10 protein-coding genes are annotated in these 12,825 nt (G+C 51.3%); 5 read left to right on the top strand and 5 right to left on the bottom strand.

Features of this window, described 5'->3' with window-relative positions; all coding sequences use genetic code 11:
- Positions 1 to 243 precede the first annotated feature (243 nt).
- Positions 244 to 1,974 carry a methyl-accepting chemotaxis protein gene (locus AC07OI_RS02300; RefSeq protein ID WP_492704051.1) on the top strand — a complete coding sequence of 577 codons (1,731 nt, stop codon included), beginning with the start codon at positions 244 to 246 and terminating at the stop codon, positions 1,972 to 1,974.
- A gap of 202 nt (positions 1,975 to 2,176) precedes the next feature.
- Entirely contained in the window at positions 2,177 to 2,461 is a 285-nt protein-coding gene (locus AC07OI_RS02295; protein WP_423006498.1) for an energy transducer TonB, read from the top strand.
- A gap of 139 nt (positions 2,462 to 2,600) precedes the next feature.
- On the opposite strand, the gene AC07OI_RS02290 is transcribed toward AC07OI_RS02295, so the two are convergent.
- The 4 genes from AC07OI_RS02290 to AC07OI_RS02275 form a co-directional block, all read right to left on the bottom strand.
- Complete coding sequence (locus AC07OI_RS02290) at positions 2,601 to 4,769, bottom strand: M3 family metallopeptidase (protein ID WP_495256158.1); 2,169 nt, start codon at positions 4,767 to 4,769, stop codon at positions 2,601 to 2,603.
- A gap of 141 nt (positions 4,770 to 4,910) precedes the next feature.
- The gene (locus AC07OI_RS02285) at positions 4,911 to 5,048 is read right to left on the bottom strand and encodes a hypothetical protein (protein ID WP_492704047.1); all 138 of its coding nucleotides are present in this window, start codon (positions 5,046 to 5,048) and stop codon (positions 4,911 to 4,913) included.
- Positions 5,049 to 5,066: 18 nt separating this feature from the next.
- The gene (locus AC07OI_RS02280) at positions 5,067 to 6,281 is read right to left on the bottom strand and encodes an MFS transporter (protein ID WP_495256157.1); all 1,215 of its coding nucleotides are present in this window, start codon (positions 6,279 to 6,281) and stop codon (positions 5,067 to 5,069) included.
- A 118-nt stretch (positions 6,282 to 6,399) separates the two neighbouring features.
- The gene (locus AC07OI_RS02275; RefSeq protein WP_495256156.1) at positions 6,400 to 9,279 is read right to left on the bottom strand and encodes an ATP-binding protein; all 2,880 of its coding nucleotides are present in this window, start codon (positions 9,277 to 9,279) and stop codon (positions 6,400 to 6,402) included.
- 163 nt (positions 9,280 to 9,442) lie between these two features.
- On the opposite strand from AC07OI_RS02275, the gene AC07OI_RS02270 reads away from it, so the two are divergent.
- From AC07OI_RS02270 to AC07OI_RS02260, 3 genes are all read left to right on the top strand, one after another.
- Positions 9,443 to 10,996: a DNA-3-methyladenine glycosylase 2 family protein gene (locus AC07OI_RS02270; RefSeq protein WP_492704043.1), complete on the top strand. Its 1,554-nt coding sequence runs from the start codon at positions 9,443 to 9,445 to the stop codon at positions 10,994 to 10,996.
- A gap of 21 nt (positions 10,997 to 11,017) precedes the next feature.
- Positions 11,018 to 11,500, top strand: coding sequence for a methylated-DNA--[protein]-cysteine S-methyltransferase (locus AC07OI_RS02265; RefSeq protein WP_492704042.1), 483 nt, complete (start codon positions 11,018 to 11,020; stop codon positions 11,498 to 11,500).
- 244 nt (positions 11,501 to 11,744) lie between these two features.
- Positions 11,745 to 12,308: a phasin family protein gene (locus tag AC07OI_RS02260; protein ID WP_110254569.1), complete on the top strand. Its 564-nt coding sequence runs from the start codon at positions 11,745 to 11,747 to the stop codon at positions 12,306 to 12,308.
- A gap of 95 nt (positions 12,309 to 12,403) precedes the next feature.
- On the opposite strand, the gene AC07OI_RS02255 is transcribed toward AC07OI_RS02260, so the two are convergent.
- Positions 12,404 to 12,817 (bottom strand): hypothetical protein, encoded by a 414-nt coding sequence (locus tag AC07OI_RS02255; RefSeq protein WP_495256155.1) that lies wholly within the window; start codon positions 12,815 to 12,817, stop codon positions 12,404 to 12,406.
- Positions 12,818 to 12,825: the final 8 nt, after the last annotated feature.

Raw genomic sequence — 12,825 nt, 5'->3', positions numbered from 1 at the left:
ACGCAAAAAGCCCTTGCTACTGAGCAAAATTCGAGTATATTTCTAACTTTATCTATTGCTTTTCCGTTGATTAACAGCCGTACTTTCAATAAATGCACGCTTCATCATGCATTTATAAGATAAAGTGGCTTGATGGTAATTTTTCCGGCAATGATAAGCAAGCGACGTAGTACTTTGTAACATCTTTGTTCTCATCTTCCTCAACCATTTTTCACACCAGTCAAGCAAATGAATTTATCAAAAATGACAGTAAGCAGACGTCTGGGACTGGGCTTTGCTCTGGTTTTGACGTTTTTAATTGCCGTAACCATTGTCGGCATTTCAAGAATGTCCCAGATTCAGGGGCGACTGGAGAAAATCGTGAATGTCAGCAATGCCGAGACCCGTCTGGCATTGGATATGCGCGCCATCGTTTATGATCGCATGGTGTCGCTGCGTAATCTGACCTTGTTGAATGATGCAGCAGATATGGAGCCGGAACTGAAAAAGATTGCCGAGCAATCCAAGCAGTACGCAACGGCTGATGAAAAATTAAGCAAGATGGCTGCTGAAGAAGGCAATGTCTCGGCAGAGAAAAAAACCTTGCTGACCAAGTTGAAAGAGGCAGAAACCGCTGCTGCCGCCCTGCCTGCCAAAGCACAGGAACTGGGCCTGGCAAATAATGCCGAAGCTGCCACTATTACCCTGATCAAGAAATTGCGTCCGGTACAGAAAAAATGGCTGGATACGCTGGACGAACTGGTCACGCTGGAAGATAAACTCAATACCCAGACTGCCGATGAAGCAAGTGCCGCTTTTAAAGCGGCAACAAGCATGATGCTGACCCTGGGTGGTCTGGCACTGGTTGCTGGTATTTTTGCTGCATTCAAGATCAGCCGCAGCTTGCTCAGCCAGTTAGGCGGCGAACCTGATTATGCTGCCACTATCGCCGGTCAAATTGCCGCAGGTGACCTGACGGCGCCTATCGATTTGAAATCCGGTGACAGTACCAGTCTGTTATATGAAATGAAAAACATGCGCGACAGCCTGGTGAATATCGTCGCCCAGGTGCGTAATGGCACGGATACCATCGCCACTGCATCCAGCGAAATTACCACTGGTAATCTGGATCTGTCTTCCCGCACCGAGCAGCAAGCCAGCTCGCTGGAAAAAACCACTTCGTCCATGAAAGAATTGACGACCACGGTAAAACAAAATGCTGACAATGCACGCGAAGCCAATCAACTGGCTGCATCTGCATCTGAAGTCGCGCGTCAGGGTGGTGTAGTGGTTGCCCAAGTGGTCGATACCATGGGCTCCATCAATGAATCGTCCAAGAAAATTGTCGACATCATCAGTGTTATTGATGGCATCGCTTTCCAGACCAATATCCTGGCCTTGAATGCCGCCGTAGAAGCTGCCCGTGCCGGTGAACAAGGCCGCGGTTTTGCGGTCGTTGCTGCGGAAGTGCGCAACCTGGCCCAACGCAGTGCTGCTGCTGCCAAGGAAATTAAAACCCTGATCGGCACTTCAGTAGAGAAAGTCGAAATCGGTACCAAACTGGTTGGCCAGGCGGGTGTGACGATAGACCAGGTGGTCTCCAGCGTTAAACATGTGACTGACATCATTGCCGAAATCAGCGCAGCGAGCCAGGAGCAAAGCGTAGGTATTGAGCACGTCAACCATGCCATCATCGAAATGGACGGCATGACCCAGCAAAATGCAGCCTTGGTGGAAGAAGCAGCAGCGGCCGCTCAAAGCCTGCAAGATCAGGCGTCTGAGCTGGCAAAAGTGGTCAGCGTCTTTAAATTGCATGCAAGTGAACGTGTCCAGCAAATTGCTGCTCCGGTAGCACAGGCACCGGTGCGCCGGGTAGAACCGGTAGCCATCAAGACCAAAGCAAGAAGCAGTCAGGTAAAGTCTTTACCAGCCGCCAGAACTGCACCGAAAAAAGCAGCCGCAGCAAATAGCGCTGATGAATGGGAAGAGTTCTGACACAGATAATGTTAAGTGCTGATGATTGATCATTAGCACTTAAGCTCGCAACAATTAAACGCCAATTGTTGCGAATAGTGTCTAGCCTTGAAATCTGTTGGAAATTTTTTATACTGAATAGAAAATGAATACAAAGAGTTCTATGAAACCACAATTATCAATTCTCATTTCATCCTTATTGCTGTGCGCCAGTGCATCTGTCATGGCTGCCGAAACTTCGCCAGTCATGGATAGCAAATCCTGCGAACCGCCAAAGTACCCAAAAGCAGCTTTGATGAATGAAGAAACCGGCACGGTTACCATGGGTTTTCTCATCAGCACAGATGGCAAGGTTGTTGAATCCAAAGTCGAAAAATCCAGCGGATCCAAGAGCCTGGACAAGGCTGCATTGGGCGCATTGAGCCAGTGTAAATTCAAGCCAGGTACCAAGGATGGTAAACCAGATCAGCTGTGGGCAAAGGTTGATTTTGTCTGGAAGCTTGAGTAAATTCAGTTGAAGTCAAATAAATGAAAAGAGGGAACATTGAATAATGTTCCCTCTTTTTTTGATCCGTTTTTAATGTCTTTAGTGTTCAGTGAACTAAGCTATGCAGATTTATTTGCATAGCTCCTCACTTCATCTCGTCCTATTGCTTTTGCAAACCACGGCGTATCAGCAATGGTTCTATCTTCGGCTCGCGACCACGGAAATTGCGGAAAGATTCCAGCGGGTCCATGCTGCCCCCCTTGGACAATAATTGCTGACGGAACCAGTCGCCATTCTTGCGGTTCAGACCACCGTTTTCCTTGAACCATTCCACGCTCTCGGCATCCAGCACTTCACTCCACAGATAGGCGTAATAACCAGCTGAATAGCCACCACCAAAGATATGGGAGAAATACGTGCTGCGGTAACGCGGCGGCACTGGCGCAAAGTCCACGCCTGCCTGTTTCAATGCGTCTGCCTCAAAAGCCAGGGCATCTTTTGGTATCTGCGCAGGCGTCAGTTGATGCCAGCGCTGGTCCAGTAAGGATGCAGCCAGGTATTCAGTCGTCGCAAAACCCTGATTGAATTTATTGGCTGCCGTGATTTTATCGACCAGGCTTTGCGGTATCACTTCACCATTTTGATAATGTCTGGCGTAGTTTTTCAATACCTCAGGCCAGGTCGCCCACATTTCATTGACTTGTGAAGGATATTCGACAAAGTCACGCGGCACATTGGTGCCAGAAAAACGTGGGTACTTCACATTCGAGAACAGGCCGTGCAGGGCATGGCCAAATTCATGAAAAGCGGTGCGCACTTCATCAAAGGTCAGCAGGGTAGGTTGACCTGTTGGCGGTTGCGGGATATTGAGGTGATTGGCAATCACAGGCTGAGTACCAAACAGCGTGGATTGTTCTACATAGGCATTCATCCAGGCACCGCCACGCTTGGTGTCGCGCGCATACATGTCGGCAATGAACAAGGCCATGCTCTTGCCATCTGCATCAAATATTTCATACACCTTGACGCTGGGGTGATACACCGGCAAGTCCGTGCGTTCCTTGAAAGTGATGCCATATAGTTTGGTGGCCGCAAAGAAGACGCCGTTTTCCAGCACATTCTTCAATTCAAAATAAGGGCGCAACTGGCTGTCGTCAAAGCTGTATTTCGCCTTGCGCAATTGCTCGGTATAAAATGCCCAGTCCCATGCCGCCAGCTTGAAATTACCTTGCTGTGCATCGATGATTTTTTGCAGCTCTGCGCCTTCGGCTTTTGCGTTATTCACTGCTGCCGGTGCCAGCTCACTCAGCATCTTGTTGACTGCCGTAGTGGTTTTGGCGGTTTCGTCTTCCAGGCCATAGGCGGCGTGGTTGGCATAACCCAGCAGGGTGGCACGTTCAGCGCGCAGGCGTGCCAGGTCGATGGCGACCTGACGGTTATCAAATTCACCGCCATGGCTGCCACGGTTGACCGATGCTTCATGCAGGCGCTGGCGCAGGGCACGATTTGCCAGGCTGGCCTCAAATGGCTGGCCAGTAGTATTCATGAGCGGTATCACGAATTTATCTTTCAAGCCACGCGTCTTGGCAGCTTCAGCGGCGCTGGCGATTTCTTCTTCAGACAAGCCCTGCAATTCTGCCTTGCTATCGACGACGATGGCCGAGGCATTGGTTTCTTTCAACACATTCTGGCTGAACTTGGTAGACAGGCTGGCCAATTGTGCATTCAGGCTCTTCAGTTTTTGCTTATCCTTGTCGCCCAGCCTGGCACCGGCGCGCACAAAGTCTGTGTAATAGCGTTCCAGCAAGCGTTCTGATTCTGCATCCAGCTTCAGTGCCTGGCGTGCTTCATATAATTTGCTGATGCGCTGGAACAGGCGTGCATTCAGGAAAATCTGGTCCTGATGAGCAGCCAGCTTGGGTGCCAGGTCACGCGACAGGGCTTCCAGCGCAGGATTGGTATTCGCACCTGTCAGGCTGAAGAAGACAGTGGAGACGCGGTTCAGCATCTGGCCCGCACGTTCCATGGCGACTACGGTATTTTCAAATGTGGGGGCGGCACGGTTGCTGGCAATCAGCGTAATTTCAGCAGCATGCTGAAGCATGCCTTCGGTGAAGGCAGGTCCGTAGTGTTCATTCTTGATCTGGTCAAAAGCCGGATAGTGGTAAGGCAGTTTGCTGATACTGGCAAAGGGATTGTCCGCCAGTTTGCTGGCAGTTTTCTTTTGCGAGACGGCCTGCCCAGCTTCTTTAGCTTCGGCAGCAACGACATAGCTGCCGGGTGTGGCCAGTGCCGTACCCAGCAAAATGAGCAGTAAATGTTTGTTCATGTAGTTTTACCAGTATCTTTGATCAAAAAGGGAACCCAGTGTAGCAGACCCTCAACTGGAAAGATCGTTCAATCTGGGCAAAAAAAATAGCGCCCTGAGGCGCTAAAAAATGTGTAAAAAACTGTCTGCAAAAATCTGCTTTCAACACATGACGAAGCGGTTCGCCAGGTCAAGTATGAAAGAAGGACGCAGATAAGCGAAAAACACCAGGGCCAGCACCATAGCGATGATGCTGCCCCAGAGCAGACGCAATAATCTTCGCGATAATTGTTTGGACATGATTTTAATAGTGCTTGCTCAGGCCGGAGCTGGATTGGCGCGGACTATAGGTTTTTCACTGATAGGCAAATTCACCAGCGCGGCAAAGATACCCAGCGCCAGGACGATGCCCCACACCATATTGTAGCTGCCGGTCCTGGTATAGATATAGCCACCCAGCCAGACACCGATAAAGCTGCCCACCTGATGGGAGAAGAAGACAAAGCCTGACAACATCGACAAATACTTGACACCAAAAATCCCGGCAACGACACCATTCGTCAATGGTACGGTGGAGAGCCACAACAAGCCCAGCGCTGCGGCGAAGAGATAGACAGAATAGGGTGTCAACGGTGCCAGCAAGAACAGACCTATGACGATGCCGCGCGCCAGATAGATGGCTGACAGCAGATAGGGTTTGGGGAACATGCCACCCAGCTTGCCCGCATAATAAGAGCCGAAGATATTGAACAGGCCGATCAGCGCCAGCGCATACACGGCGACGCTGGGGTCCATGACGCCCTTGTCTTTCAAGTAGGCAGGCATGTGCACGCCGATAAAAACCAGCTGGAAGCCACAGACGAAATAACCGGCCACCAGCAGCAAAAATGGTTTATAGGCAAAGGCTTCGCGTATCGCTTCGGTAATGCTTTGCTGCGGGCCGGCGGCTTGTTCCAGTGCCGGTTCGCGCAGCTTCCAGGCCATGGGTACCATCAACACCACGACCAGTGCTGCCAGCACATAGAAAGCATTTTGCCAGCCCGCGTGATCGATCAATTGCTGTTCTATGGGCATCATGACAAACTGGCCAAAGGAGCCAGCGGCAGAGGATATGCCAAAAGCCCAGGAGCGTTTTTCCAGCGGAGCAGTGCGGCCTATGATGCCGCTGACTGCACCAAACGAGGTACAGGCCAGTGCTGCACCTATCAATATCCCGGTACCCACAATGAACAGGCCGGATTGGTCAATCAAGGCCATCCACAGCAATCCTGCGGCATACAGAAAGGCACCCAGCACCATCATCTTCATCGTGCCTACACGGTCTATCACCATGCCAGCCAGCGGGCCAAACACGCCCCACATCAGGTTTTGCAAGGCCATGGCCATGGAAAAGGTTTCCCTGGTCCAGCCATGTTCTTGCGAGATGGGTTGCATCCAGAAACCAAAGCCATGCCTGACACCCATGGATAAGGTGATGACAATACCGCTGGCCAGCAGCACGGTTTTCAGGTCGGGGGCGCGTTGAGTAGTCATGATTTTCACTTATAAGCAAACTTGGTAAGTGTATGCCAATCCTGAAAATCATGTGGACTGCCCAAAACACCATGACGGTATGGTGTCTCGCAGCAGTCAGAATTGTTTTGTCCAGCTCTTATGGATTGAGTGGCAGATCCATGGTAAACCGTGTCCCCATGCCCGGTGCACTGTCGACAGCGATGTTGCCATGCAGGATGGTGGTCACCAGGTTGTGGACTATGCTGAGCCCCAACCCACTGCCACCCTGGCCCAGCTTGGTGGTAAAGAAGGGGTCGAAAATCCGGCGCAAATCCTGAGTCTCTATGCCCTTGCCATTGTCGCTAAAGGTGATTTGCACCTGATTGTCCGGCGTCTTGTGGGCACGTAACAGCATCTTGCCGTTTTCACGGTTTTCAAAGGCGTGCAGCATGGCATTGTTGATGAAATTGGTCAGTACCTGTCCATAAGGGCCGGGGAAGCTGTTGAGCTCTATATCGTCGGGAATATCAATTTCCAGCGTATGCCCATGTTTATGGATGAGATTGTGCAAAGTGCGTATGACTTCCAGGGTAGTCTTGCGCAAATTGAACAGTCTGCGTTTCTGGCTGGTCTGGTCTACCGAGACTTGCTTGAAACTGCTGACCAGGTCACTGGCACTCATGAGATTGCGCAGCAATAATTCATTGGCATTATTGATGGTGGCCGTGAACTGGTTCAGGTCAGAACGCTTCAAGGTGTTTTCTGTCAGCTTGCGTAAAAACAGGACTGATTGTTCCTGTAAGGTCGTCGCTGTCAGCAGGCTATTTCCTATGGGGGTATTCAATTCATGGGCAATGCCTGCTACCAGTGAACCCAGCGCCGCCAGTTTTTCTTGCGAAATCAGGATTTGCTGGGCTTTCAAAAGTTGCTGATAAGTCTCGGCATTTTCCACAGCAATCGCAGTGTAGGCCGCCAGCATCATGGCGATGTCCAGATGCATGCGCTGGAAGGCATTTTTTTGCGTGCTTTGTATGGCGATGATACCTACGGTACGGCCCTTGATCATCAAGGGCACATAGATATGTGAGATGGGGATGATTTTTTCCAGACCGGCAAAGTAGGCACTGTCCACCGTCAGCTTGTTCAAGCCCGCTTCGCTAATGTAATTCTGGTATTCAGTATAGATGTCGCTGATAAAGATAGGCTGCTGATGTGAGACACACCAGGCTGACAGTAAATCCTTGTCCCTGATATCGCGTATATACGGCAGCATGCGATGGCCGCGCAAGATATTACAGGGGAATTCTATGGTCTCCTGTTCTGGCCGGTACAGACCCACGGCAAATACTTCTGCGCCCATCAAATCATGCACATGACGGTAGACGATTTCCATGATGGTATCGCGGTCCAGGCTGGAGGTGATTTCCCTGCCTATTTCGCTGAGTCGGTAGATATGTTTGTGTGCCTGCTGTAATTGTTCGGTTTGCAGTTGCAAGCTGGCTGTGCGCTCCAGCACCCGGGCTTCGAGTTGTTTCTGGGTTTGCGCATGCTCAGCGTGACTGAGCACCTGCTGTATCAGATTGCCCAGATGGCGGCCAAACAAGACATCTTCACGTGACCAGTTCCTGACCCCGCTTGTATGTGCGAAGCAGATCAACCCTACGCTTTTGCCATGCAAACGCAAGGGTATTTCCAGCGCTGAATACAATTGCTGTTGCCCCAGCAATGTTTTCATTTCTGTCGCCACCACATGCAGGCGCATATCATGCCCTACCAGTGGTACTTCATCCTGCTGCAATATATGCATCAACAGTGGCAAGTTCTGGCAAGGCATTTCTGCCTTGACCTGGGCTTGGCTGTTGCCCGCCTTCGCATGGCAGTGCAAACCTACTTCATTACCGTCAATTAAAAAGACGGCAGCCAGTTCGGTATTCAGGATGGCCAGGGCAGTATCTGCGATCAATTGCAATACTTCGCCTTGCTGGCCTTCTTCCAGCAAGCGATTCGATGACAGTTCCAGCAGGATTTCTACCGGTGACTTGTGTGACAAATCATAGGCACGCAATTCATGGAACTTGTCCATCATGCCCAGTTCACTGAGCTCGCTCGTGGTTTGCTGATGCAAGCGGGCAAAGTGCAAGGCTTGCTGCCAGTTGCCTTGCTGCTCGTGGATTTCTGACAGGGCAGCCAGACTGCGTACTTTTTGTCGGCGTGAGGCGACTTTTTCTGAATAACTCAAGGCCTTGCCATAGGCATCCAGCGCCTCATTGAATTGTCCTGCTGCGCGCAATATGTCGGCCAGCGAATCCAGCACTGCGCCTTTCAACCAGACATAGTTGCAGGCATCGGCCAGATCCAGTGCGGTGCGGATATGGCTTTCTGCCGTATCCAGTTGCGTATTCCGGCTGGCGACCAAACCCAGATACCAGTAAGTCTCGGCCAGGTATTCATGGATGGCATGTTGCTCGGCTAATACTTTCGCCTTCAGAAAGCAGGCTTCTGCTGCCAGTAATTCACCGGTATTGAGTTCATTGACGCCCAGGTTGATGATTTGCTTGCACAGCAGATAGGGCTCATTCAATTGCTCCAGCAAAATGCCGGCATCGGTATGAAAGCGTGCCGCGGTTTTCCTGTCACCGAGGGCATCATAAATTTGCCCAAGTCCTATATGGGCTTCTACCAGCGTCAACTGGTCACGGTTGAACTTGCTCAGGTCTACGCAGCGCGTCCAGTACATCAGGGCGTCGCGGTAGGCACCCTGGGTATAGCTGATACGGCCCAGTGCCAGCAGCATCAGGCCAGCCGGGCGTGTCAGTTGCTGTTGCTCAGCGATGTGCAGGCCCTGTTCCAGCTCGCTTTGCATGGAATGCGCCTGCCCCAGTCTTTCCAGTATCAGGTAGCGCTGGTAGCAGGCGTCAAGCTGCAAGCCGGCTTGCCCGGCTGCTGCGGCTTGCTGGCTCAATTGGCCGAGTAAACAAGTCGCCAGCCGCGGATGCCTGCGCGCGGTCTTGACGATACGATGTAAATTGCGATTCAAATTCAGCGCCTGGCGCATGATTCCCGATTTGTTTGTCCGAAAATGGCTAGAAGAGTGACTGGCACTCGCGTATAACGATTCCTGAAGATAGTAATGCAGATTGCAAATTGGGTACATAATTTTAGCTATCCGGGAATTGATTACGCATAAGAAAGTGGCGGCTATGGAACAGCAGATACCAACCATGCAGGGCAAGCATCAAACAGCAGTACCGCCTGACGCGACCAGTCTCATGCTGACTGAGGCCAGTGACGGTTTGACGCAAAAGCAGTGTTATTACCGCGCACTGGCCGCCAAGGACAGCCGTTTCGATGGCGTGTTTTTTACTGGTGTCAAAACCACAGGCGTATATTGCCGCCCGGTGTGTGGCGTCAAGACGCCACGTGAATCGTCCTGTGAGTTTTTCAGCAGTGCTGCCGCGGCTGAGGCTGCAGGTTTTCGCCCCTGCCTGCGTTGCCGCCCCGAACTTGCGCCTTATGCGATACAACAGAATCTTGCCCATGCCATCTGGCAAAAAATCGCTGACGGTGCTCTGAATGAAATGGACATAGAAAATTTCTCCCATCAGGTCGGCTTGTCTTCACGGCAGTTGCGCCGCGTCATGTTGCAGGAATTTGGTGTGACCCCGGTAGAACTGGCGCAAACTCAGCGTTTATTGTTTGCAAAAAAACTACTGCAAGAAACCCAACTGGGGATGGCTGAGATTGCCTTTGCCGCCGGTTTTGGCAGTGTCAGGCGCTTCAATGCCCTGTTTTCAGAGCGCTATCAAATGGCACCAGGCTCGATACGGCGTGCGGCAGATAGTGCTGGCGAAGGCGTTAGTCTGAAACTGGCTTACCGCCCACCCTATGCCTGGGACGCAGTGATCGCTTACCTTGCCGGGCGCGCCATGCCGGGACTGGAAGCCGTCATCGATGAAAAAGGCGGCAAAGCCTATGTGCGCAGTGTGCAGATGGATGGGCTGGAAGGCTGGCTCAAAGTCGCGCATCTGCCAGCCAAACAGCAACTCAGCTTGCAAGTCTCGCCTTCATTGGCACCGGTACTCATGCCCTTGATGGCCAGAGTCAGGCAGCAATTTGACCTGGAAGCCAACCCTGCTGTCATACAAAGTCACTTGCAAACAGATAGCTTGCTGGCCGGGCAAATCCTGCGCACGCCTGGTATGCGCGTGCCGGGTGCCTTTGACAGCTTTGAGCTGGCTATCCGTGCCGTGCTGGGCCAGCAAGTCAGTGTGGCTGGTGCTACTACCGTCGCTGGCAGGCTGGTGACCCGTTTTGGTCAACCGGTGCTTACACCGTTTGCTGCTGTCACCCACCACTTCCCCAGCCCGCAAACCATCGTAGACCTGTCGATAGACCAACTGGCAGGCATAGGCATACCCGGTGCCCGTGCTGCCACCCTGCAAAACATCGCCCGGTTTGCACTTGATGGCGGCTTGCAAAGACAGTTGGCTGCCAGTTCAGATGAGATGGTGGCAAAACTGAAGACTGTTAAAGGCATAGGCGAATGGACGGCGCAATACATCGTCATGCGCGCCCTGCGCTTCTCGGATGCCTTTCCGGCGGGGGACCTGGGTTTGCAAAAAGCGGCGGCTTTACTGGCGACACCGGTAAGCGAGCGCCTGACTGAAAAACAATTACTGAGCATCGCCCAGCCCTGGGCACCGTGGCGGGCCTATGCAGCACTCCTGCTATGGCAATCACTAAGTAAAGAGTAAAGAAAGAGGGAAGGAAATATCATGAAATACATTAATTACAGCAGCCCGGTTGGGCAATTATTATTAGCCGCCAGTGAGCGTGGTCTCAGCGGCGTCTATTTTGAAAACCATAAGCACTTCAAAGGTAGTGCAGGCTGGCAAGAAGATGAGTCTGATCCTGTCCTGATACAGACACGTCAGCAACTGCAGGAATATTTTGCCGGGCAGCGCCAGGATTTTGATTTGCCACTGGATTTATCTGCAGGCACAGACTTCCAGCAAGAGGTATGGGCAGCCTTGCGCCGCATACCCTTCGCCCAGACCAGCAGCTATCTGGCCCTGGCGCAGGGTATAGCAAGACCCAAGGCAGTACGCGCCGTGGGAGCGGCGAATGGGCGTAACCCCTTGTCCATCATCATTCCCTGCCACCGGGTGATCGCCAGTAATGGCGCGCTGACAGGTTATGCGGGTGGTTTACAGAATAAGGAAGCCTTGTTGATGCTGGAAAGAAAATTTTCTAAATAGCAATATTGGCAGGTCGCACCTATGCCAGGCATGTGCCTAAAGAGTAAGCAGGGCAAGTAATTTCAGGAAAAGCAGATAGATATCTGAAAATATCATTTAGATAATTTTGGTGCGATGCACAAAAAGTGCTTGACGTTTTAAATTCTACGTGTAGAATCGTAATTGTTGCGGTGCACCATTCAAGAATTCATGGAAAGCGCTGCCGATTACTAAAGCCACTTAATTCCATCTACCGGAGAATGCCATGACTACCAATACACCAGAACAATTTATCGCTACGACTAAAGCTAACCTGGAAGCCCAATTTGCTTCCCTGACTTCCCTGAACAAAAAAGCATTTGAAGGCCTGGAGCAGCTGTTTGCCCTGAACGTCAATGCTGCCAAGGCAAGTTTCGAAGAAGGTACTGCTGCTGCCAAGCAACTGTTGAGCGCCAAAGACCCACAAGAATTTTTCACTTTGTCTGCAGCCCAAGCTCAGCCAAATGCTGAAAAAGCCCTGGCTTATGGCCGTCACCTGGCAAGCATCACTACAGCAACTCAGCAAGAATTCACTAAAGCAGTTGAAGCGCACATCGCTGAAACTAACACTAAAGTGATTTCCCTGATCGATGAAGTGACTAAAAATGCACCAGCTGGTTCCGAACAAGCTGTAACAGCCTTGAAATCTGTTGTTGGCAACATCAACGCAGGTTACGAGCAACTGTCCAAGACAACCAAGCAAGCTGTGCAAACTCTGGAAGAAAACCTGAACAAGGCTACCCAGCAGTTCACACAAGCGGCTGAAAAAGCAACTGCTAAAAAGAAGTAATTTAGCAATTGTAGATTCAGGCTCACTGCGGTGAGTTGCAGTAAAAAAATCCCCTGATGCTCGCATGAGGGGATTTTTTCATGGGCAGCCATAACTCAAGTCTGCGCTGGTGGTGACGTTGATGGCGCTGGTTGCGCTGGTTGTTTACCCAATAAATAAATCAGATACAGTATTACGCAAACGCCATCAAACAAGGCTGCGTTACGCAGACCCTGCAAGGCGGGCTCAGTCCAGTTGATGACCAGCATCACAACCAGTCCCAGTTTCTCAACAGCCGCCGCCAGCAAAATCGCCCTTCTTGCCTGCGTTTGTTTAACTGAATAGATGATCAGCGCGCCCACCACAAAAGCCATCAAACCCCAGTGCCTGGCAAAGAACAGGCCGGTGACGTCGCCTACTTGCATGCCTGATGCCTGCAAGAACAGGGTGGGAGCAATAAACTGCAAGCCAGCCAGCATGGTGACTGTGCCGCTAACGTACAGGATTTTGCTTATGGTTTTTTCTTGCATGCTCTCCC

The sequence above is a fragment of the Undibacterium sp. GW821-FHT07F11 genome, assembly GCF_059418665.1.
Note: the sequence above shows the minus strand (reverse complement) of the source record. Positions and strands in the feature narration are given on the sequence as shown.

What these genes read in the sequence shown, in the direction of transcription:
- AC07OI_RS02300 (WP_492704051.1), top strand. Translation starts at nt 244, where the DNA reads ATGACAGTAAGCAGACGTCTGGGACTGGGCTTTGCTCTGGTTTTGACG.
- AC07OI_RS02295 (WP_423006498.1), top strand. Translation starts at nt 2,177, where the DNA reads ATGGCTGCCGAAACTTCGCCAGTCATGGATAGCAAATCCTGCGAACCG.
- AC07OI_RS02290 (WP_495256158.1), bottom strand. Translation starts at nt 4,769, where the DNA reads ATGAACAAACATTTACTGCTCATTTTGCTGGGTACGGCACTGGCCACA.
- AC07OI_RS02285 (WP_492704047.1), bottom strand. Translation starts at nt 5,048, where the DNA reads ATGTCCAAACAATTATCGCGAAGATTATTGCGTCTGCTCTGGGGCAGC.
- AC07OI_RS02280 (WP_495256157.1), bottom strand. Translation starts at nt 6,281, where the DNA reads ATGACTACTCAACGCGCCCCCGACCTGAAAACCGTGCTGCTGGCCAGC.
- AC07OI_RS02270 (WP_492704043.1), top strand. Translation starts at nt 9,443, where the DNA reads ATGGAACAGCAGATACCAACCATGCAGGGCAAGCATCAAACAGCAGTA.
- AC07OI_RS02265 (WP_492704042.1), top strand. Translation starts at nt 11,018, where the DNA reads ATGAAATACATTAATTACAGCAGCCCGGTTGGGCAATTATTATTAGCC.
- AC07OI_RS02260 (WP_110254569.1), top strand. Translation starts at nt 11,745, where the DNA reads ATGACTACCAATACACCAGAACAATTTATCGCTACGACTAAAGCTAAC.
- AC07OI_RS02255 (WP_495256155.1), bottom strand. Translation starts at nt 12,817, where the DNA reads ATGCAAGAAAAAACCATAAGCAAAATCCTGTACGTTAGCGGCACAGTC.